This window comes from Pseudomonas coleopterorum (assembly GCF_900105555.1).
GTDB classification, from domain to species: Bacteria; Pseudomonadota; Gammaproteobacteria; order Pseudomonadales; family Pseudomonadaceae; genus Aquipseudomonas; species Aquipseudomonas coleopterorum.
Genome location: NZ_FNTZ01000001.1, coordinates 264802 through 287410 on the forward strand (window position 1 = coordinate 264802; position 22609 = coordinate 287410).

The 22609-nt window shown below is 62.3% G+C and carries 16 protein-coding genes and 1 pseudogene; 16 read left to right on the top strand and 1 reads right to left on the bottom strand.

Annotation, left to right across the window (positions count from 1 at the left end; all coding sequences use genetic code 11):
• Positions 1 to 261 precede the first annotated feature (261 nt).
• From thiI to BLV18_RS22655, 4 genes and pseudogenes are all read left to right on the top strand, one after another.
• Positions 262 to 1716 (top strand): tRNA uracil 4-sulfurtransferase ThiI, encoded by a 1455-nt coding sequence (thiI, locus tag BLV18_RS01200; protein ID WP_090355637.1) that lies wholly within the window; start codon positions 262 to 264, stop codon positions 1714 to 1716.
• Between the two features lie 151 nt (positions 1717 to 1867).
• Positions 1868 to 3688, top strand: coding sequence for a translational GTPase TypA (gene typA, locus BLV18_RS01205; RefSeq protein ID WP_049861725.1), 1821 nt, complete (start codon positions 1868 to 1870; stop codon positions 3686 to 3688).
• Between the two features lie 396 nt (positions 3689 to 4084).
• Positions 4085 to 4873, top strand: a pseudogene (locus BLV18_RS22650) (cache domain-containing protein); the annotation flags it as partial.
• Positions 4874 to 5293: 420 nt separating this feature from the next.
• On the top strand, positions 5294 to 5992 hold the full coding sequence (locus tag BLV18_RS22655) for a methyl-accepting chemotaxis protein (RefSeq protein ID WP_425272636.1): 699 nt from the start codon (positions 5294 to 5296) through the stop codon (positions 5990 to 5992).
• 208 nt (positions 5993 to 6200) lie between these two features.
• On the opposite strand, the gene BLV18_RS01215 is transcribed toward BLV18_RS22655, so the two are convergent.
• Positions 6201 to 6611, bottom strand: a complete 411-nt coding sequence (locus tag BLV18_RS01215; RefSeq protein ID WP_090355641.1) for a YkgJ family cysteine cluster protein — start codon at positions 6609 to 6611, stop codon at positions 6201 to 6203.
• Positions 6612 to 6798: 187 nt separating this feature from the next.
• Between BLV18_RS01215 and BLV18_RS01220 the strand changes: the two genes are divergently transcribed.
• From BLV18_RS01220 to mdoH, 12 genes are all read left to right on the top strand, one after another.
• Positions 6799 to 9249, top strand: a complete 2451-nt coding sequence (locus BLV18_RS01220; protein ID WP_049861728.1) for a glycogen/starch/alpha-glucan phosphorylase — start codon at positions 6799 to 6801, stop codon at positions 9247 to 9249.
• A gap of 460 nt (positions 9250 to 9709) precedes the next feature.
• Positions 9710 to 10720, top strand: a complete 1011-nt coding sequence (locus BLV18_RS01225) for a class 1 fructose-bisphosphatase (RefSeq protein WP_090355644.1) — start codon at positions 9710 to 9712, stop codon at positions 10718 to 10720.
• Positions 10721 to 11007: 287 nt separating this feature from the next.
• A complete protein-coding gene (locus tag BLV18_RS01230) occupies positions 11008 to 11532 on the top strand; it encodes a lipocalin family protein (RefSeq protein WP_376787048.1) in 525 nt (174 codons plus the stop codon).
• A 142-nt stretch (positions 11533 to 11674) separates the two neighbouring features.
• Positions 11675 to 12385: a histidine utilization transcriptional repressor HutC gene (hutC, locus tag BLV18_RS01235; RefSeq protein ID WP_177327972.1), complete on the top strand. Its 711-nt coding sequence runs from the start codon at positions 11675 to 11677 to the stop codon at positions 12383 to 12385.
• A gap of 113 nt (positions 12386 to 12498) precedes the next feature.
• Positions 12499 to 13467, top strand: a complete 969-nt coding sequence (locus BLV18_RS01240; protein WP_090361924.1) for an ABC transporter substrate-binding protein — start codon at positions 12499 to 12501, stop codon at positions 13465 to 13467.
• A 45-nt stretch (positions 13468 to 13512) separates the two neighbouring features.
• Positions 13513 to 14364: an ABC transporter permease gene (locus tag BLV18_RS01245; RefSeq protein ID WP_049861732.1), complete on the top strand. Its 852-nt coding sequence runs from the start codon at positions 13513 to 13515 to the stop codon at positions 14362 to 14364.
• Positions 14361 to 15182, top strand: a complete 822-nt coding sequence (locus BLV18_RS01250; RefSeq protein WP_090355648.1) for a quaternary amine ABC transporter ATP-binding protein — start codon at positions 14361 to 14363, stop codon at positions 15180 to 15182. The genes BLV18_RS01245 and BLV18_RS01250 overlap by 4 nt, the downstream gene beginning before the upstream one ends.
• 159 nt (positions 15183 to 15341) lie before the next feature.
• A complete protein-coding gene (gene srmL / locus BLV18_RS01255) occupies positions 15342 to 16487 on the top strand; it encodes a PheS-related mystery ligase SrmL (RefSeq protein ID WP_090355650.1) in 1146 nt (381 codons plus the stop codon).
• A 90-nt stretch (positions 16488 to 16577) separates the two neighbouring features.
• Positions 16578 to 17549 (top strand): prolyl aminopeptidase, encoded by a 972-nt coding sequence (gene pip, locus BLV18_RS01260; RefSeq protein WP_056844443.1) that lies wholly within the window; start codon positions 16578 to 16580, stop codon positions 17547 to 17549.
• Complete coding sequence (gene dtd, locus BLV18_RS01265) at positions 17546 to 17983, top strand: D-aminoacyl-tRNA deacylase (protein WP_090355653.1); 438 nt, start codon at positions 17546 to 17548, stop codon at positions 17981 to 17983. The genes pip and dtd overlap by 4 nt, the downstream gene beginning before the upstream one ends.
• Positions 17984 to 18246: 263 nt before the next feature.
• Positions 18247 to 20004 (top strand): glucan biosynthesis protein G, encoded by a 1758-nt coding sequence (locus BLV18_RS01270; RefSeq protein WP_090361926.1) that lies wholly within the window; start codon positions 18247 to 18249, stop codon positions 20002 to 20004.
• On the top strand, positions 19997 to 22573 hold the full coding sequence (gene mdoH / locus BLV18_RS01275) for a glucans biosynthesis glucosyltransferase MdoH (RefSeq protein ID WP_090355655.1): 2577 nt from the start codon (positions 19997 to 19999) through the stop codon (positions 22571 to 22573). The genes BLV18_RS01270 and mdoH overlap by 8 nt, the downstream gene beginning before the upstream one ends.
• Positions 22574 to 22609 lie beyond the last annotated feature (36 nt).

Below are 22609 nucleotides of genomic sequence, written 5' to 3' on the forward strand. Positions count from 1 at the left end.
TCGAGCACATTCCCCTGTAGCAGCGGCGCAAGCCGCGTCATGCTTTGTTTAAGGCATCGATGTGTATAAAGGCGGGACGCGGCTTGCGCCGCTGCTACAGGGGGCGGTGGTGAATGTGGGTGCGCTGGTTTGGTGCGGGGTGTTTGTGAGCGGTCCAGAATGGTGCGTTCGGCCGTTCGTACGATAACTGGTCAAACCTTGAGCAATTTCCGCTATAATCCGCGCCCCTCTTTTCAGGCTGGCATTTCGCGCGCTGTTTTCATGAAACTTATCGTAAAAGTCTTCCCAGAGATCACCATCAAGAGCCCGCCGGTGCGCAAGCGTTTCATCCGCCAGCTCGCCAAGAACATCCGCATGGTGCTCCGTGACCTGGACCCGCAGCTGGTGGTCAATGGCGTGTGGGACAACCTTGAAGTCCAGACCAAGCTGACGGACGCCAAGGTGTTGCGCGAGATGACCGAGCGCCTGAGCTGCACGCCAGGTATCGCGCATTTCCTGCAAGTGGACGAATACCCGCTGGGCGATATGGATGACATCGTGGCCAAGTGCAAGGCGCACTTCGGCCCGCTGCTGCCTGGGAAGATCTTTTCGGTGCGCGCCAAGCGTGCCGGCAAGCATGCCTTCAGCTCGATGGACGTGGAACGCACCGTCGGCAGTCAATTGCGCCGTGAGTGCGGCGCTGCCGGCATCGACCTGAAAAAGCCCGACGTCGTGGTGCGCCTGGAAATCCGTGACCAGCGCCTGTTCGTCATCCATGACCAGCACGATGGCCTGGGCGGCTACCCGTTGGGTGCTCTGGAACAGACCATGGTTCTGATGTCCGGTGGTTTCGACTCCACCGTCGCGGCCTACCAGATCATGCGTCGCGGCCTGATGACCCATTTCTGCTTCTTCAATCTGGGCGGTCGCGCCCATGAACTGGGTGTGATGGAAGTCGCGCACTTCCTGTGGAAGAAGTACGGCAGCTCCCAACGCGTGCTGTTCATCAGCGTGCCGTTCGAAGAAGTGCTGGGCGAGATTCTCGGCAAGGTCGACAACAGCCACATGGGCGTGATCCTCAAGCGCATGATGCTGCGTGCCGCCACGCGCCTGGCCGACCAGTTGAAGATCCCTGCGCTGGTCACCGGCGAGGCCATCTCCCAGGTCTCCAGTCAGACCCTGCCCAACCTGTCGGCGATCGACAGCGCTACCGACAAATTGATGTTGCGTCCACTGCTGGCCAGCCATAAACAGGACATCATCGATCAAGCAGTTGAAATTGGGACTGCCGATTTTGCCAAACACATGCCAGAATATTGCGGCGTGATTTCGGTCAACCCGACCACCAGCGCTAAACTGCCGCGCGTTGTCCATGAAGAGAAGTCTTTCGACATGGCCGTGCTCGAGCGAGCGCTGGAGCGTGCCAAGCTGGTGTCCATCGATGAAGTCATCGACCAGCTGGGCCGGGATATCGAAGTCGAAGAGGTCAGCCAGGTGCTGCCCGGACAGGTCGTCATCGATATCCGCCACCCCGATGCGCAGGAAGACCAGCCATTGTCACTGGCCGGCATCGAGGTCAAGGCAATGCCTTTTTATGCCCTGAACAACCGCTTCAAGGAACTGGACTTCACACGCCAGTACTTGCTGTATTGCGACAGGGGCGTCATGAGCCGACTGCATGCTCACCATTTGTTGAGTGAGGGACATGCCAATGTGCGCGTTTATCGTCCGACATAGAGTTCCGGGGTTGAATGGCGGATCCATCCGCCATCGCCCTCCCGATTGCAGGTAGCGCGGGAGTCACTGCGCCGCTTGACCGAATTCGCTGTTTATTAATATTCGCCACGTAGAATGCGCGGCAACCGAATCCTCTGATCGAGATACACAAGTGATCGAAAATCTACGCAACATCGCCATCATTGCTCACGTTGACCATGGTAAAACCACCCTGGTAGACAAACTCCTGCGTCAGTCCGGCACTCTGGAGCGCAACGAGCTCAACGACGAGCGCGTGATGGACTCCAACGACCAGGAAAAAGAGCGCGGCATTACCATTCTGGCGAAAAACACCGCCATCAACTGGAACGGCTACCACATCAATATCGTGGACACCCCGGGCCACGCCGACTTCGGTGGTGAAGTAGAGCGCGTGATGTCGATGGTCGACTCCGTGCTGCTCCTGGTCGATGCCCAGGACGGCCCTATGCCGCAAACCCGTTTCGTGACCAAGAAGGCGTTCGAAGCCGGCCTGCGTCCGATCGTCTGCATCAACAAGGTCGACCGTCCGGGCGCGCGTCCTGATTGGGTTCTGGACCAGATCTTCGATCTGTTCGACAACCTGGGTGCCACCGAAGAACAGCTGGACTTCAAAGTCGTCTACGCCTCGGCCCTGAACGGCATCGCCGGTCTGGACCACAACGACATGGCCGAAGACATGACCCCGCTGTACCAGTCGATCGTCGACAACGTTCCAGCGCCAGCCGTGGACCGTGAAGGTCCATTCCAGATGCAGATTTCCGCTCTGGACTACAACAGCTTCCTGGGCGTCATCGGTGTTGGCCGTATCGCCCGTGGTTCGGTCAAGCCGAACACCCCGGTTGTGGCCATCAGTGCCGACGGCAAGAAGCGCAACGGCCGTATCCTCAAGCTGATGGGTCACCACGGTCTGCACCGTGTGGACGTCGAAGAAGCCGCTGCTGGCGACATCGTCTGCATCAGCGGTATGGACTCGCTGTTCATCTCCGACACCCTGTGCCACCCGGACACCGTCGAGGCGATGAAGCCACTGACCGTCGACGAGCCGACCGTTTCGATGACCTTCCAGGTCAACGACTCGCCGTTCTGCGGTAAGGAAGGCAAGTTCGTCACCAGCCGTAACATCAAGGACCGTCTGGACAAGGAACTGCTCTACAACGTGGCTCTGCGCGTTGAAGAAGGCGACTCGGCCGACAAGTTCAAGGTCTCCGGCCGTGGTGAGCTGCACCTCTCGGTACTGATCGAAACCATGCGTCGCGAAGGCTTCGAAATGGGTGTTGGTCGTCCGGAAGTGATCATCCGCCAGGTTGACGGCGAGAAGCAGGAACCGTTCGAGAACGTCACCATCGACACCCCTGAAGAATCCCAGGGCAAGGTCATGGAAGAAATGGGTCTGCGTAAAGGCGACCTGACCAACATGGTGCCGGATGGCAAGGGCCGTGTTCGTCTGGAATACAACATCCCTGCTCGTGGTCTGATCGGTTTCCGTAACCAGTTCCTGACCCTGACCAACGGTGCTGGCATCCTGACCTCGATCTTTGATCGCTACGCTCCGATGAAGTCGGGCCACATGTCCGGCCGTCAGAACGGCGTACTGGTTTCGGTCGAAACCGGTAAGGCGCTGACCTACTCCCTGGAAACCCTGCAGGCGCGCGGCAAGCTGTTCGTCGAGCACGGTCAGGAGATCTACAACGGTCAGATCGTCGGCCTGAACAGCCGTGACACCGACATGGGCGTCAACCCAACCAAAGGCAAGAAGCTGGACAACATGCGTGCCTCGGGTAAAGACGAGACCATCGCTCTGGTTCCGCCGGTTCGCTTCACTCTGGAACAGGCCCTGGAATTCATCCAGGACGACGAGCTGTGCGAAGTCACGCCGAAGTCGATCCGTCTGCGCAAGAAGATCCTGGACGAAGGCGAGCGTACCCGCGCTGCCAAGAAAGCCAAGAACTGATTCGTAGTTCAGGCTGATCGAAAAAGCCCCCGGCGCGAAAGCGTTCGGGGGTTTTTTTATGGCGGTGGGTGCTAGCAGGTCTGGCTTCTTCGCGGGCAGAGACCCGCTCCCACATTAAGCTTGGGGTGTGTCAAGGAGGGCGAGGTGCGGCCTTCGCGGGCGGAGGGCTCGCCGCCACTGTGGGAGCGGGTCTCTGCCCGCGAAGAGGCCGGCTTTGGCACCGCAAAGCCCTCTATCGTTCGCCCTCCAGTTTTCCACCCCCAGGCCGATAGCGCAGGCAATATCGATTCCCTCCGAAGGGGGCCCATGCGCCTGCTACCCACCAAGATCATGTCCCGCTTCAGCCTGGGCATCGTGTTTATCCTGCTGGTAACTGCGGCCGCCATCTATGCGGTCATGGTGCTCAGCGGCGAGCCCAAGCTGATCCAGTCCAACACCAAGAGCGCCGAGCAGTCGGCCACGGCCATCGCGCGGCAACTGTCGGTCGAACTGGCCGAGATCGAAGGCCGCGTCGCTGCCTTGGCGAGCCTGGGAGCGACGCTGCCAGCGGATGTCGAGCTGGTGAAAGGTACCTTGGCTCCAATCATCGATTCCCAGGGCAATACCGCCATCGCCGGCGGTGGCCTGTGGCCCGAGCCGGACGCATTCAGCGCAGGCGTGGCCCGTCGCAGTTTCTATTGGGCGCGCAGCGGCCAGAGCCTGGGGTATTCGGAGGAGTACAACGCCAGCACTGTGGATGACTATCACACCGCCGACTGGTACTTGCAGGGCAAGGCCTCCACGCCCGGTCGCTGCGCCTGGTCGGATGCCTACGAGGACCCGGTCAGCAAGATTCTGATGACCACCTGTACCGTGCCCTACAGCCACGACGGCCGTTTCGCCGGCGTGGCGACTATCGACCTGACCCTCACGGGCCTGGCCGACTTCCTCAAGTCCAATGGGCAGGTCACCGGTGGCTATGCCTTTGCGATCGATCCGTCCGGCAAGGTCCTGTATTTCCCGGCCACCGGCGAGCAACCGGCGCCTGCTGACGAAACGGCACTGCTCGCCGCCTATCCCTGGTTCAAGGCCGTCACCCAGTGGCGCAGCAGCGGCCAGCGTGAGGCGCAGACCTTTCAGGTGGATCATGATGCGCAGCTGGGTGGGGCAGGTTACATCAGCCTCACGCGGGTTCCGGCCAGTGGCTGGACAGTGGGCCTGGCCACGCCCCAGGCACACATGACCGGCATTGCCAGCAAGTTGACCATCGATATCCTCACCACCCTGCTGCCGATCCTGGCACTGGTATTTGGCCTGGCTTGGCTGGCCGGACGCGCGGTGTTCAGTCAGATCAACGAAACCACGGCACAGATCGACAAATTGGGCGAGCAGGGCGGTGGCACCAGCGCAGAACTGGACGTGGCACGGGCCGATGAGATCGGCCAGTTGCGCGGCGCGGTCAACCGCTACGCCGGCAACCTGCGCAACATGCTCAAGGCGATTGCCGATGAGGCGCTGCGCTTGCAGCAGCAGTCCGATGATGTCGCGCGGCTGTCAGTGATCATGGCCGAGCGCGCGGAAACCCAGCGCCAGGACAATACCTTGCTGGCCACCGCGATCACCGAGATGTCGTCCAGCGCCCAAGAGGTTGCCTCCAACACCACGGAGTGTTCCGACACCGCGCAGCTGTCGCTGTCAACGGCGCGCGAGAGTCAGGGGCATGTGGAGCAGAACAGTCAGACGATCGATTCTCTGACCGGCGATATTGCCAGCGTGGCTCAGGCCATCACCCGCTTGGGTCAGGACATCGAGAGCGTCAGCGGTGTGCTCGACGTGATCAAGTCGATTTCCGCGCAGACCAACCTGCTGGCGCTCAACGCCGCCATCGAAGCGGCTCGCGCGGGCGAGCAGGGCAGAGGCTTTGCGGTGGTCGCCGATGAGGTGCGCACTCTAGCCGGGCGCACCCAGGCGTCGGCCGACGAGATTCAGCAGATGATCGGCGAGCTGCGTCAGGCGTCGGTAAAGGCGGTCGATACCATGGTGGCGGGCGAGGACCGGACGCGCACCGTGGCGCAGCAGGCCGGTGTGCTGAGCGTATCGCTGGGCAGCACGGTGGTGGGTTTCGACGACATCGTCCAGCGCACCCAGCAGATCGCCGTGGCGGCCCAGGAGCAGAGCCATGTCACTCAGGAGATCACCGAGCTGGCGGTGCGCATTCACGCGGCCAGTGAGGACGGCGCGCGTGACGCGTCCAGTCTCAGCGAACTGAGCCAGGGCATGCAGGCGCTGTCGACGCGGCTGGCGGGGTTGAGTCGGCAGCGGTGACCGGCGGTCATTCGGCGGCGCCCCCTTCGCGGGCAGAGACCCGCTCCCACAGATGATCACCGCCATTGTGGGAGCGGGGCGGTCTGCCTGACACACCGCAGCTCAGTGTGGGAGCGGGCCTCTGCCCGCGAAGAGGCCGGCTTTGGCACCCTGCGCTCACATTGAACTGGGGTAGGTCAGGCAGGCCCTGCTCAGGGCGTGTGGCGACTCAGCCTTGGCGCGATACCGGCTTGGGCTGGTAGGCGCAGTAGCCGGGGCGAGGTCCGATCCTGGGGTGGTTGCGGCAGGTGTCCGGGCGCTTTTCGTAGATCGTGCACAGGCGGCTTTTCTTGTCCAGGTACAGGCAGTCGTTGTTGCTCATGCGCGTCAGGGTGAAAATGCCCGACTTCTGGTTGAAACGCTCGACGATGCCTTCCTTCTGCAACCGCTTGGCGACATTCTTGGGCGGATCGCCTTTCTCGAACTCGTCCACCACACCGATACGGATCAGGTCCTTGATCTTCACTTCCACCGGCAGCGTGCAGCAGGTCGAGATACAAGCGCCGCACATCGGCGCAGAATATTTCTGCCAGGTGTCCAGGCGGTCCACTTCGGCGGCGGCAATCAAAGAGCTTTTCATCGTCAGGTCATCAGGCAAGATGGATCAGGGCGCGCGATCATACCGGCATTGGTGAAAAAGTGAACAACCTTCTGCCCGAAACCCCGCGAATGGTGCAAAGTTACGAACCTGAGCATTGAGTGTGTGTCGAAGCGTCTAGGCTCAGGTATTCCATCCAGTATCGTCAATTTCCCCGAGGACGCATTGCATGTCTCAGGAACCGCTTGTCCGTGACGCCGAGGTGGCCGATTTTCGCGCTGCTGTACTCGCCAAACTCACCTACGCGGTGGGCAAGGACCCCGATCACGCATTCGACCATGACTGGTTCGAGGCCATCGCCCTCGCAGCGCGCGACCACATGGTCGAGCACTGGATGGATCACACCCGGCAGATCTACCGCAAAGGTCAGAAACGGGTCTATTACCTCTCCCTGGAATTTCTCATTGGTCGGCTGCTCTACGACAGCCTGAGCAACCTCGGCCTGCTGGACATCGCACGTGAAGCATTGACCGACTTGGGCGTGGATCTGGAGCGCATTCGCCTGCTCGAACCCGATGCGGCGCTGGGCAACGGCGGCCTCGGACGCCTGGCGGCCTGCTTCATGGAAAGCATGTCGACCCTGGGCGTCGCCGCCCACGGCTATGGCATCCGCTACGAACACGGTCTGTTCCGCCAGGCCATCGTCGATGGCTGGCAGCAGGAACAGACCGAAAACTGGCTCAATTTCGGCAACCCCTGGGAGTTCGAGCGTCCCGAGGTGATCTACCCGATCAGCTTCGGCGGCCATGTGGAAACCGTCACCGACAGCGAAGGCCAGCAAAAGCAGGTCTGGTGGCCCAGCGAGACCGTACGCGCGATCGCCTACGACACCCCAGTGGTCGGTTGGCGTGGTTCCAGCGTCAATACCCTGCGCCTGTGGCGCGCGCGGGCGATGGAAGACCTGCACCTGGAGCGCTTCAATGCGGGCGACCACCTCGGCGCCGTGGCCGAAGTGGCCCGTGCCGAGAGCATCTCGCGGGTGCTGTACCCGGCCGATAGCACCGAAGCCGGCCAGGAGTTGCGTCTGCGCCAGGAGTACTTCTTCGTTGCAGCCTCCCTCCACGACTTGTTGCGTCGTCACCTGAACGGCAACGACAGCCTGCTCAACCTGGCCGACAAGGCTGCGATCCAGCTCAACGACACTCACCCGTCCATCGCCGTGGCGGAATTGATGCGCCAGTTGGTGGACGAACATGGTCTGGCGTGGGAAACCGCGTGGGAAATCACCGTCAACACCCTGGCCTACACCAACCACACGCTGTTGCCCGAGGCACTGGAAACCTGGCCGGTGGGCCTGATGGAGCGCGTACTGCCGCGCCACATGCAGATCATCTACCTGATCAACGCCTATCACATCGACTCGCTGCGCGCCAAAGGCCAGCACGATGTCGATGTCTTGCGCGCGGTCTCGCTGATCGAGGAAGACAACGGTCGCCGCGTGCGTATGGGCAACCTGGCGTTCCTCGGTTCGCACAGCGTCAACGGGGTGTCCGGCCTGCATACCCAGCTGATGCGCAGCACGGTGTTTTCCGAGCTGCACAAGCTCTATCCCGATCGGATCAACAACAAGACCAACGGCATCACCTTCCGCCGCTGGCTGTATCAGTCCAACAGCGAGCTGACCGCGATGCTGGTCGACAAGCTTGGCCCGGAACTGCTCGACAATCCGGAAGGGCTGCTCAAGAACCTCGAGCCGTATGCCGAGCAACCCGAGTTCCGCAAGGCCTTCGCGGCGCAGCGACTGAACAGCAAGAAAGCGCTGGCTCGCATCATTCATGAGCGCGTCGGCGTGACGGTCAATCCGGAGGCGATGTTCGACGTTCAGGTCAAGCGTATCCACGAGTACAAGCGTCAGTTGCTCAACCTGATGCACACCGTGGCGCTCTATCAGGCGATTCGCGCCGAGCCGGAAACCGCCTGGGTACCCCGGGTGAAGATCTTCGCCGGCAAGGCGGCGGCCAGTTATCACCAGGCCAAGCTGATCATCAAGCTGGCCAACGACATCGCTCGGGTGGTGAACAACGATCCGACCGTACGCGGTCTGCTCAAGGTGGTGTTCCTGCCCAACTACAACGTCAGCCTGGCCGAAAGCATCATTCCGGCGGCCGACCTGTCCGAGCAGATTTCCACGGCCGGCTACGAAGCGTCGGGCACCAGCAACATGAAGTTCGGCCTCAATGGCGCGTTGACCATCGGTACGCTGGACGGCGCCAACGTGGAAATGTGCGACTTCCTGGGCAAGGAGAACATGTTCATCTTCGGCATGACTGCTGCCCAAGTCGAAGAGCGCAAACATGCCGGGGGCTTCAGCGCCCATGGTGATGTCGCTGCTTCTCATCGTTTGAACGACGTTCTGCAGGCCATTCGTGGCGGTGTGTTTTCGTCCGACGATCCATCGCGCTACGCCGGTCTGGTCGACTCGTTGACCAGCTATGACCGCTTCCTGCTGTGTGCCGATTTCGATGCGTACTGGGATGCGCAGCGCAAAGTCGAGGAGACCTGGCACGACGCCGACAAGTGGTGGCGCATGGCCGTGCTCAATACGGCGCGCATGGGGTGGTTCTCGTCCGACCGGACCATTCGCGAGTATGCGCAGGACATCTGGCAGGCGCTGGAGTAAGGCCTGGAACCGCGGTGTGCCCTTCGCGGGCAGAGCCCGCTCCCACACGTGCCGACTGTGGGAGCGGGCTCTGCCCGCGAAGGACGTGCGGCGGCGCACTTGATACATCCTGCTCCCACACCTGCCAACTGTGGGAGCGGGCTCTGCCCGCGAAGGGCATGCGGCGGTGCACCTGATACACCTCGCTCCCACACGTGCCAATTGTGGGAGCGGGCTCTGCCCGCGAAGGACGCGCGGTGCTACCCCTGATACACCCTGCTCCCACATGTGCCAACTGTGGGAGCGGGCTCTGCCCGCGAAGGGCATGCGGCGGTGCACCTGATACACCCCCTTACCGAACTATCTCCATTGATAGCCATCTGATAGCTGCCGCGGCGTGGCTAGCGCTCGCTAGGTTTGACCGCACCCGTGTAAACTGTGCGGGCTTTCCCCAACCCCCTTTTCTACTCCGGAGTCGTCCATGTCCCGCGTTACCCTGAGTCGCTACTTGATCGAGCAGACCCGTAGCAACAACACGCCGGCCGATCTGCGCTTCCTGATCGAAGTGGTGGCGCGCGCGTGCAAAGAGATCAGCCATGCGGTGTCAAAGGGCGCCCTGGGTGGCGTGCTTGGCAGCATGGGCACCGAAAACGTCCAAGGCGAAGTGCAGAAGAAGCTGGACGTGCTGTCCAACGACATCCTGCTCGAAGCCAACGAATGGGGCGGTCACTTGGCCGGCATGGCGTCCGAAGAAATGGATAACGCCTACCAGATTCCTGGCCAGTACCCCAAAGGGGCGTACCTGCTGGTGTTCGACCCCTTGGACGGCTCCTCCAACATCGACGTCAACGTCTCGGTCGGCACCATCTTCTCGGTGCTGCGCTGCCCTACCGAGCACCTGAGCCAGAACGACAGCCTCAAGGAACAAGCCTTCCTGCAGCCTGGCACCCAGCAGGTCGCTGCCGGTTACGCCATCTACGGCCCGCAGACCATGCTGATCCTGACGCTGGGCAACGGCGTGAAGGGTTTCACCCTGGACCGCGAGATGGGCAGCTTCGTGCTGACCCACGAAAACATTCAGATCCCGGAAACCACTGCCGAATTCGCCATCAACATGTCCAACAAGCGCCACTGGGAAGCCCCGGTGACCCAGTACGTGGACGAGTTGCTGGCCGGTCAAGAAGGCCCGCTGAAGAAAAACTACAACATGCGCTGGATCGCTTCGATGGTCGCCGATGTGCACCGTATCCTGACCCGCGGTGGCCTGTTCATGTACCCACGCGACAGCCGCGAGCCGGAGAAGCCAGGCAAGCTGCGTTTGATGTACGAAGCCAACCCGATGTCGTTCCTGGTGGAGCAGGCCGGTGGCGCTTCGACCGACGGCCGCCAGCGCATCATGGACATCAAGCCCGAAGGCCTGCACCAGCGCGTCGCGGTGTTCCTGGGCTCCAAGCAGGAAGTCGAGCGTGTGACCGGCTACCACACCAAGTAAAGGTCGCGCGGCTAGCACGCTCCGGCAGATTCCCGCCCCCCCTTTTGTGGGAGCGGGCTCTGCCCGCGAAGGCTTCACCTCGATCTGCCTGATATACCGCGCTGCTCTCTTCGCGGGCAGAGCCCGCTCCCACAGGCCACAACCCCCAAGCCACAAGCCATGAGGGTCGCAATTGGAACCCGCGCCGCTTGCGCTCTTCTAAGCAGCACACACCCTGTGTCTGCCGTTCAAGGAGAGCCCCCATGTCGTTGCGCAAGTTCGCCTTGCTACCTTTGTGCCTGTCGCTGATGATCGCCGGCTGCAGCAACGCCCCCGACGCCAGCATGGCGCCACGCACCGTCGACAGCGTGGACCTGCAACGCTACCAGGGCACCTGGTACGAAGTGGCCAGATTGCCCATGTTCTTCCAACGCAACTGCGCCCAGTCCGAAGCCCACTACACCTTGCAAACCGATGGCAATATCGGCGTGCTCAACCGTTGCCGTACCGAAAGTGGTGAATGGAGCGAAGCCAAGGGCACGGCGTCGCCACAGGTCCCGGGCAAGACCGACAAGCTGTGGGTAGTGTTCGATAACTGGTTCTCCCGGATGGCGCCAAGCCTGGCCAAAGGCGACTACTGGGTTTTGGACGTGGACGACAGCTACCAGCATGCGCTGGTCGGCAGTCCAAGCCGCAAGTACCTGTGGCTGCTGTCACGTACTCCCCAGGTGTCCACCGCAGTGCGCGAGCGGATGTTGGCGAAGGCACGTCAGCAGGGCTATGACACCAGTCGCCTGATCTGGCGCGCGGCGGATGCCGACATCGGCAAATAAGGCCTGTCGCGACTTGCGCCCGGCACGAGTGGCGTTACAGCCCAGGCGCGAGTCGCGTTACAATGTCGCTCGCTGTGCCCTACGAATCAATCAAGGAATTCCCGTGCCGACTCCGCCTGTTGTCCCTGCGCTGGCTGCCCAGATGGGCGAAAGTCCGGCGCCCTTGTATGCCCGCGTCAAACAGATGATCGCGGTGCAGATCCTCAACGGCACCTGGCCACCGCACTACCGGGTGCCGTCGGAAAGCGAGCTGGTCAATCAGCTGGGCTTCAGCCGCATGACCATCAACCGTGCCCTGCGCGAGCTGACGGCCGAAGGCCTGCTGGTGCGCATGCAGGGCGTGGGTACGTTCGTGGCCGAGCCGAAGAGCCAGTCGGCGTTGTTCGAGGTGCACAACGTCGCCGACGAGATCGCCGCTCGCGGCCATCGTCACAGCAGCCGCCTGGTGCTGCTGGAGGAGGAGGCGGCCGGTGCCGAACGCGCCCTGACCCTGAACATGCGCGAAGGCCAGCGGGTGTTTCATTCGATCATCGTGCACTACGAAAACGACATCCCGGTGCAGATCGAGGACCGTTACGTCAACGCACAGATCGCCCCGCAGTACCTGCAGCAGGATTTCGTCGAAGAAACCCCCTATGCCTACCTGACTCGTGTGGCACCTTTGACTGCCGGCGAGCACGTGGTCGAAGCCATGCTGGCCAACCCCAGCGAGTGCGAGCTGCTGCAGATCGAGCGTGGCGAACCATGCCTGCTGATCCTGCGGCGTACCTGGTCGGGCAAGACACCCGTCACCGCCGCGCGCCTGATCCACCCCGGATCGCGCCATCGCCTGGAAGGCCGCTTCACCAAATAGGCCTCCCCACAGCACAAATATGCCAATCTGCCGTTCGTCGCGCAGAACAATGGCTCATCGTGCGGTCACACCCATAGATCGCCGTGACCATGGCCTATGTGGAGCAGGACCCGATGAAACTGAACAAGACCCTCCTGGCAACGACCCTGTCCCTGGGCTTGCTGGCCGGTGCCACCAGCAGCCAAGCCGCTGGCTGGTGCGAATCGGGCAAGCCGGTGAAATTCGCCGGCCTGAACTGGGAGAGCGGCATGCTGCTCACCGACCTGCTGCAATTCGTTCTCGAACACGGCTATGACTGCAAGACCGACAGCCTGCCCGGCAACTCGATCACCATGGAGAGCGCCCTGGGCAGCAACGATATCCAGGTGTTCGCCGAGGAATGGGTCGGCCGCAGCGAAGTCTGGAACAAAGCCGAGCAGGCGGGCAAGGTGGTCGGGGTCGGCGCACCGATCACCGGCGCCGTGGAAGGCTGGTACGTGCCGCGCTACGTGATCGAAGGCGACGCCAAGCGCGGCCTCGACGCCAAGGCCCCCGACCTTGCCGCCATCGCCGACCTGGGCAAATACGCCAAGGTGTTCAGGGACCAGGAAGAGCCGAGCAAGGGCCGTTTCTACAACTGCCCGGCCGGTTGGACCTGCGAGCTGGAAAACAGCGAAATGCTCAAGAGCTACGGTCTGCAGGACAGCTACACCAATTTCCGCCCCGGCACCGGGCCAGCCCTGGATGCGGCTGTGCTGTCGAGCTACAAGCGTGGCGAACCGATCCTGTTCTACTACTGGTCACCGACCCCGCTGCTGGGTCAGGTCGATGTGGTCAAGCTGGCGGAAAAGCCCGGTGTGGACAAGACCATCAGCATCAAGGTCGGCTTGTCGAAAGCCTTCCACGAAGGTGCGCCGGAATTGCTTCCCGTGTTCGAGAAGGTCAACCTGCCCATCGACCTGCTCAACCAGAACCTGGCGCGCATGAGCCGCGAGCGTATCGAGTCGCCCAAGCTGGCGCGCTTGTTCCTCAAGGAGCACCCGGAAGTCTGGAAGCCATGGGTCAGTGAAGCGGCAGCCAGCAAGATCGAAGCGGCGCTTTGACCTTGCCTGCTGTTTTGACGAAGCCCCTTGCACCGAGAGCGCTCAATGTTTCCTGAGAGTTTCACCTTCTCCATCGCCGACTGGGTCAACGACGGCGTCGATGCGCTGGTCACCCGCTACGGCGATGTGTTCCGGCAGATTTCCGACACGCTGCTGTGGGCCATCGTCAATCTGGAAAGCCTGCTGCGCATGACGCCTTGGTGGCTGATGCTGGCCATCGTCGGCGGCATCGCCTGGCATGCCTCGCGCAAATGGCTGACCACCGTGGTCATCGTTGGCCTGCTGTTTCTGGTGGGAGCCGTGGGCTTGTGGGACAAGCTCATGCAGACCCTGGCCTTGATGCTCGTCGCCACGGTGATTTCCGTAGTAATCGCAATACCCCTGGGCATTCTTGCCGCGCGCAGCGACCGGCTGCGTGCGGTGTTGATGCCGCTGCTCGACATCATGCAGACCATGCCCAGCTTCGTGTACCTGATCCCGGTGCTGATGCTGTTCGGCCTGGGCAAGGTGCCTGCCATCTTCGCCACCGTCATCTACGCGGCACCGCCGCTGATTCGCCTGACCGACCTGGGTATTCGCCAGGTGGACCGTGAGGTCATGGAAGCGATCAACGCCTTCGGCGCCAACCGCTGGCAGCAGCTGTTCGGCGTGCAACTGCCGCTGGCACTGCCCAGCATCATGGCCGGTATCAATCAGACCACGATGATGGCGCTGTCCATGGTGGTGATCGCCTCGATGATCGGCGCGCGCGGCCTGGGCGAAGACGTGCTGGTCGGCATTCAGACACTGAACGTGGGCAAGGGCCTGGAGGCAGGGCTGGCGATCGTCATTCTGGCGGTCGTGATCGACCGCATCACTCAGGCCTATGGTCGTCCCCGTCACGAGGTAGGCCGATGAACCCACCCAAGATCCAAGTGCGCAACGTCTACAAGGTATTCGGCAAGCGCGAGAAAGAGGCGCTGGCGCTGAGCCAGCAAGGGCAAAGCAAGGAGCAGGTGCTGGCCGCAACCGGTTGCGTGGTCGGCGTCGATGACCTGTCGTTGTCGATCGCAGCGGGCGAGGTGTTCGTGATCATGGGCCTGTCCGGTTCGGGCAAGTCGACATTGGTGCGGCATTTCAACCGACTGGTTGACCCTTCCAGTGGCCAGATTCTGGTGGATGGCGAAGATATCCTGCGCTATGGCATGCCAGCGCTGCGCGAATTTCGCCGTCGCAAGATCAGCATGGTGTTCCAGAGCTTCGGCCTGTTGCCGCACAAGAGCGTGCTCGACAACGTCGCCTATGGGCTCAAGGTTCGCGGCGAGAGCAAGGCGCTGTGTCAGGAGCGGGCGCAGCAGTGGGTCGAGGCGGTCGGTCTCAACGGCTACGAGCGTGCCTATCCCCAGCAGCTGTCCGGCGGCATGCGCCAGCGCGTGGGCCTGGCACGGGCACTGGCGGCGGACACCGACATCATCCTCATGGACGAAGCGTTCAGCGCTCTGGACCCGTTGATCCGCGCAGAAATGCAGGATCAGTTGCTGGAATTGCAGACCCGCCTGCACAAGACCATCGTGTTCATCACCCACGACCTGGACGAGGCGATTCGCCTGGGCAACCGGATCGCCATCCTCAAGGATGGCCGCTTGATCCAGGCTGGGACCGCCAGGGAAATTCTGCACAACCCGGCTGATGATTACGTCGACCGGTTCGTGCAGCGTCGCAGCGTTGCGGTTTGAGGCAACCGGTGGTGGGGTCTGGAACGCGTCTGCCGACATCGCTGCCAGACATTTCTGTCGGAAGTTTCTGAAAAGTGCCTCTTTCAGAAACTTCCGATTGTTGTCCCGCAGTACCCTGCCTAGCGTGCAGGCATCCGTTCAGGAACAAGGAATGCCTGCATGCCCGTCACCAAGCACTACCTCAGCCATGAAGCCATCCACAAGGCGTTGCGCATTGCCGACTTGACCGATGCCTGCGAACCGCCCCACGCGGTACGCCTGCTGGTCAGGGATCTGCTCGCGGGTCTGGTGCGCCAAGGCTGGCCCCTGGCCGAAGTGCACAAGGGACCGCGGATCATCTCCGCAGTGGAAAACTTTCAGCTGTGCGGTGACGATCCCCAAGTGATGGATGAAGTCAGCACTCACAGCTGTTGGGTCGATGATGAATTGCTGCTGCGGACCCAGACCAGCAGCGCGGTCATCACCGGCCTGCAGGCGGCGGCGGGGCGTCGCGCGCCGGGCGAAACCATCATGCTCGCCGCGCCCGGCATCACCTTCCGTCGCGACATCCGCGATCGCTGGCACTGCGCCGAACCGCACCAGATGGACATCTGGGTAGTGGGCGACGCCGCGCTGGGCAATCGTCAGGAGCTGCTGCGGCTGGTAGGCGACGTGCTGGACATCGCCGTGCCGGGACGCATGTGGGCGCACAGCTCGGGCGTCTGTGGTTTTACCCGCGATGGCCTCAATGTCAGCCTGGTCACCCGCCAGGCGCCGGTGGACATTCTGGCTTGCGGTTGCATCTGCCCGGCGTTCCTGCAACGCCTGGACGTCGATCCCCAGGCCCATGGCGGTCTGGTGCTGCGCCTGGGGCTGGATCGCCTGGCGATGCTGCGCAAGGGCGTTCCGGACATTCGTCTGCTGCGTGACGGCCATCCTCAGGTCCAGGCGCAGATGGGCGACCTCAAGGCCTGGCAACCGCTGTATCGCCAGCCTGCCATCAGCCGTGACCTGTCGCTGGCGGTGGAACCGGGATTGGGTATCGAGGACATCACGGAGCATGTCCTGCAGGTGGCCGGCTATCGCGCCGGCTGGATCGAAGAGCTGCACATACGGGGCTGCTGGTCGTTCGAGGAATTGCCTTCCCCGACCATCAAGCGTCTGGGTATCGTGCGTGGACAGCACAACCTGGTGCTGCAGGTGGTGCTGCGCGACCATGCCCAGTCCTTGACCGCGCAACAGGCCGATGACCTGTACCGGGACATCCGCGCTGCCCTTCACCAAGGCGTGCCCGGTGGCGCCTATCTGGTGGGGGAGCGCTTGTGAAACCCTGCAATGGATAGGGAGAATGCGCCGAGTGGTCATTCGGGTTTATGATGGCCGACGGCAGAGACCCAACTTCCAACGGAGCGCACGATGCAAACCTTGTACCCGCAGATCAAACCCTACGCCAGGCATGATCTGGCCGTGGAAGAGCCGCACGTGCTGTATGTCGACGAGAGCGGTTCGCCGCAGGGCTTGCCGGTGCTCTTCATCCACGGCGGCCCGGGTTCGGGGTGCGACGCGCAGAGCCGTTGCTACTTCGATCCCAACGTCTATCGCATCGTCACCTTCGACCAGCGCGGCTGCGGCCGTTCCACCCCCCATGCCAGCATCGAGAACAACACCACCTGGCGGCTGGTGGCAGACATGGAGCGCATTCGCGAACACCTGGGCATCGACAAGTGGGTCCTGTTCGGCGGCTCCTGGGGCTCGACCCTGGCGCTGGCCTATGCCCAGACGCACCCCGAGCGCGTGCATGGCCTGATCCTGCGCGGAATCTTCCTGTGCCGCCCGCAGGAAATCGAATGGTTCTACCAGTGCGGCGCCAGCCGCCTGTTCCCCGACTACTGGCAGGACTACGTCGCGCCGATTCCACCGGAAGAGCGCGGCAACCTGTTGCAGGCCTTCCACAAGCGCCTCACCGGCAACGACCAGATCGCCCAGATGCACGCTGCCAAGGCGTGGTCCACCTGGGAAGGCCGTACCGCGACCCTGCGACCCAACCCGTTGGTGGTCGACCGCTTCTCCGAGCCGCAACGTGCACTGTCGATTGCCCGCATCGAGACCCACTATTTCGTCAACAACGCTTTCCTGGAGCCGGATCAATTGATCCGCGACATGCCGCGTATCGCCCATTTGCCGGCGGTGATCGTGCATGGCCGCTATGACGTGATCTGTCCGCTGGACAACGCCTGGGCGCTGCATCAAGCCTGGCCCAACAGCGAACTGCAGGTGATTCGCGACGCCGGCCACGCCGCCTCCGAGCCGGGCATCACCGATGCGCTGGTGCGTGCCGCCGAACAGATGGCGCGCCGTTTGCTGGATTTGCCTCTGGAAGAGGCATGAAGGGGCTGCTGCAGCGGGTCAGCCAGGCCCGTGTCGAGGTCGCCGGGCAGACCATAGGCGCCATCGATCAGGGCTTGCTGGTACTGGTGGCCGTCGAACCGGACGACACGGCCGCCAGTGCCGACAAGCTGCTGCACAAACTGCTCAACTATCGGGTGTTCAGCGATGAGCAGGGCAAGATGAATCTGTCGCTCAAGGACATCGGCGGCGGGTTGCTGCTGGTGTCGCAATTCACCCTGGCGGCGGACACCCGCAGCGGTCTGCGCGCAGGCTTCTCCACCGCAGCGCCGCCGGCCTTGGCGCAGGCGCTTTTCGACCACCTGGTCGAGGCTGCAAAAAAAGCGCACGGGCAGGTTCAGGTGGGGCAATTCGGTGCCGATATGCAGGTAAGCTTGACCAACGATGGGCCTGTAACCTTCTTGTTACAAATTTAGTGGCCTATTGATGGCGAGTTTGCGGTCGTCGACCTCTCTTCGTAGCATAAATACTTGGGCTACCCTGATGCGTTGTGACGCGACGTACTAGATAATCGCGCGCCAGGGGGGCCACGTTTTGCTACCCGGTATTTCCAGTTTGAAGCGCGTCTGGCTCCGCTTGGGGAATCATTAAGCCCTTTTGGAGTCGGAACAGTGCTCGCCAACCCGGCGCAAGATTGCTGGCCGTTGGTTTTTCGATATGTTTTCGGCGAGGGTTGCTCGTGATTGTTAGTCCTTTAAATGCTTCAAGAACACCCCGCACTCGGTTGCGCAAAGCGATGCTGGCCGGGTCTGCACTGTTCTGCCTGTTCAGCGCCAGCCAACTCTGGGCCTTCAGCCTGGACGATGTTGCCGGACGCGCCAAGGAGCTTGCCGGTCAGAAATTCGAAACCCCGCGCAGCAACTTGCCCAAAGAGTTTCGCGACATGAAGTTCGCGGACTACCAGAAAATCCGTTTCCGCAACGAGAACGCAGAATGGGCCGATGCCAAGACCCCGTTCAAGCTGTCGTTCTATCACCAGGGCATGCATTTCGACACGCCGGTGAAGATCAACGAAGTCACCGCCACTGCTGTCAATGAAATCAAGTACGACCCTGCGCGTTTCGATTTCGGCGACCTGCAGTTTGATCCCAAGTCCACCGAGCAGCTGGGCTACGCCGGTTTCCGTGTGCTGTTCCCGATCAACAAGGCGGACAAGCAGGACGAGATCATGACCATGCTGGGCGCGAGCTACTTCCGCGTCATCGGCAAGGGTCAGGTCTATGGCCTCTCTGCCCGCGGCCTGGCCCTGGATACGGCACTGCCGTCGGGTGAAGAGTTCCCGCGATTCCGCGAATTCTGGGTAGAACGTCCGAACGAAGGCGACAAGCAGCTGGTGATCTTTGCCCTGCTCGATTCGCCACGTTCCACCGGCGCCTACAAGTTGACCCTGCGTCCGGGCAAGGACACCACCGTCGACGTCGAGTCGCGGGTGTTCCTGCGTGACCGCGTCAGCCGCCTGGGTATCGCGCCGCTGACCAGCATGTTCCTGTTCGGTTCGAACCAGCCGTCCCGTGTGCAGAATTATCGCCACGAGCTGCATGACTCCACCGGCCTGTCCATCCATGCCGGCAACGGTGAGTGGCTGTGGCGCCCGCTGAACAATCCCAAGCACCTGGCCGTGAGCAGCTTTACCGTCGAGAACCCCAAGGGCTTCGGCCTGCTGCAGCGTGGCCGCGAGTTCTCCCGCTACGAAGATCTCGACGACCGCTACGACAAGCGCCCAAGCGCCTGGATCGAGCCGAAGGGTGATTGGGGCAAGGGCACCGTCGACCTGGTGGAAATCCCTACCGCGGACGAAACCAACGACAACATCGTGGCGTTCTGGAACCCGGAGAAGATCCCGGAGCCGGGCGTGGCGCTGGAGCATAACTACCGCCTGCACTGGACCATGGACGAAGACGAGTTCCATTCGCCCGACATTGCCTGGGTCGACCAGACTCTGCGCTCGACTGGCGACGTGAAGCAGTCCAACCTGATTCGTCAGGCCGATGGCAGCATCGCCTTCCTGATCGACTATCAAGGTCCGGTGCTGGCCGCTCTGCCTGAAGACGCCGCCGTTCGCAGCCAGGTCAGCGTCGATGACAACGCCGAGCTGGTCGAGAACAACGTCCGTTACAATCCGGAAACCAAAGGCTGGCGCCTGACCCTGCGGGTCAAGGTCAAGGATCCGAACAAGGCCGTGGAAATGCGTGCGGCGCTGGTCAAGGATCTGCCGGTAGAGCCCGCCAAGGCTGCCGAACCGGTCGAAGACAAGGCTGCGCACAAGCATGACAAGGTGCACGGCAAGACCGACAAGCCGGCCGAAGTGGCCCAGGCCCCTGCAGCGACCGCGCCGGAAGCCGCTGCCGAAACCGCTCCTGTCACACCTACCGAACCGGTCAAGACCGAACAGGTCCTGACTGAAACCTGGAGCTACCAGTTGCCCGCCGATGACTAATTCTCCAGCTCGGCCAGAATCGCTTGGCGAATACCTGGCTCAATTGCCCTTGGGGGACGCACAGCGCGCAGAACTTGCCGACTGCACGTCCTTCACCGAACTGCACGAGCGCCTGTCCGGGCGCCCGGCGCACGATGCCGTGCTCGGCGCACAGAACTCGGTCGAACAGCGCCTGCGGCTGGATTCGGCTGCCGAACTGGAAGAGGCCGAGATGTTCGGCGTCGACGCCAGCGGCCGCCTGCAGCTCAAGGCCACGCCACCGATCCACCGCACGCTGGTGGTTCCCGAGCCGTGGCGCACCAACGTCCTGGTTCGGGCATGGCGCAAGCTGACCGGCAAGGCCAGCAAGCCCGAGCCCACCAGCGACAAGCGCGAGCTGCCGAAAGCGCGCTGGCGCTGGGTCGGCTCGATGCGTCGCTACATCCTGCTGGTGCTGATGCTCGGCCAGACCATCGTCGCCGGTTGGTACATGAAAGGCATCATGCCGTACCAGGGCTGGGGCATGGTCGACCTCGACGAAGTGGTTCGTCAGCCAATCATGCAGACAGCCACCCAGGTCCTGCCGTACTTCCTGCAGACCAGCATCCTGATCCTCTTCGGTATCCTTTTCTGCTGGGTATCGGCGGGGTTCTGGACGGCGTTGATGGGCTTCCTCGAACTGCTCACCGGTCGCGACAAGTACCGTATTTCAGGTGCCAGCGCGGGCAATGAGCCGATCGAAGCCGGGGCGCGTACCGCGCTGGTGATGCCGATCTGCAACGAAGACGTGACGCGCGTCTTCGCCGGTCTGCGCGCCACGTTCGAATCGGTGAAGGCGACCGGCGATCTGGATCGCTTCGATTTCTTCGTGCTCAGCGACACCAATGACCCCGACATCGCCGTTGCCGAGCAACAGGCGTGGTTGCAGGTGTGCCGCGAAGCCGGTGGTTTCGGCCACATCTTCTATCGTCGCCGTCGTCGTCGGGTCAAGCGCAAGAGCGGCAACCTCGACGACTTCTGCCGTCGCTGGGGCAGCGAATACCGCTACATGGTCGTACTCGACGCGGACAGCGTGATGAGCGGCGAATGCCTGACCAGCCTGGTGCGCTTGATGGAAGCGACGCCGGACGCCGGCATCATCCAGACTGCGCCGAAGGCGTCGGGCATGGACACTCTGTATGCACGCATGCAGCAGTTCGCCACGCGCGTGTACGGTCCGCTGTTCACGGCCGGTCTGCACTTCTGGCAGTTGGGCGAATCGCACTACTGGGGCCACAACGCGATCATTCGCATGAAGCCCTTCATCGAGCACTGCGCCCTGGCGCCGCTGCCGGGCAAGGGTGCGTTCGCCGGTGCGATCCTCTCTCATGACTTCGTCGAGGCGGCCCTGATGCGCCGTGCCGGCTGGGGCGTGTGGATTGCCTACGACCTGCCAGGCAGCTACGAAGAGTTGCCGCCCAACCTGCTCGACGAGCTCAAGCGCGATCGCCGCTGGTGCCACGGCAACCTGATGAACTTCCGCCTGTTCCTGGTCAAGGGCATGCACCCGGTTCACCGGGCGGTGTTCCTGACCGGCGTGATGTCGTACCTGTCGGCACCGTTGTGGTTCTTCTTCCTGGTGTTGTCCACGGCCCTGCTGGCGGTGAACACGCTGATGGAGCCGACCTACTTCCTGGCGCCACGACAGCTGTACCCATTGTGGCCGCAATGGCACCCCGACAAGGCGGTGGCGCTGTTCTCCACCACCATCGTGCTGCTGTTCCTGCCCAAGCTGCTGAGCATCATCCTGATCTGGGCCAAGGGTGCGAAGGAATACGGCGGTCGCTTCAAGGTCACCCTGTCGATGCTGCTGGAGATGCTGTTCTCCATGCTGCTGGCGCCGGTGCGCATGCTGTTCCACACCCGTTTCGTGCTGGCCGCGTTCCTGGGCTGGGCGGCTACCTGGAACTCGCCGCAACGCGACGACGACTCCACTCCATGGAGCGAAGCGATCAAGCGTCACGGCTCGCAAACCCTGCTGGGTGCGGCCTGGGCTGCCTTGGTGATCTGGTTGAACCCCAGCTTCCTGTGGTGGCTGACGCCGATCGTGGGTTCGCTGATGCTGTCGATTCCGGTATCGGTGATTTCCAGCCGGACCAATCTGGGTGTGCAGGCTCGAGAGGAGAAGCTGTTCCTGATCCCCGAGGAGTACGATACGCCGCAAGAACTGGTTTCCACCGATCGCTACACCCAGGAAAACCGCGACAACGCGCTCAAGGATGGTTTCGTACGTGCGGTTGTCGATCCGCGCCAGAACGCCCTGGCCTATGGTTTGGGTACGGCACGACACGGCAAGGCCGCACCGATCGAGAGCATGCGTGCGCAGTGGGTCCATCAGGCTTTGCAAGGTGGTCCGCAGAAGCTCGATAACAACACGCGCATGTCGCTGCTCAGCGATCCGGTGGCGATCTCGCGTCTGCATGAGCATGTCTGGGCCGATCAGAACACGGCCTGGCTGGATGCCTGGCGTCAGTCAAAGCAGGCGGAACGGCAGTCGCCGACTGTGCCAACGCTGGACACCGCTCCGGCGGCAGGCTTGCAGAACGCCTGACCGTGTCGACCTCATTCGCGGGCAGAGCCCGCTCCC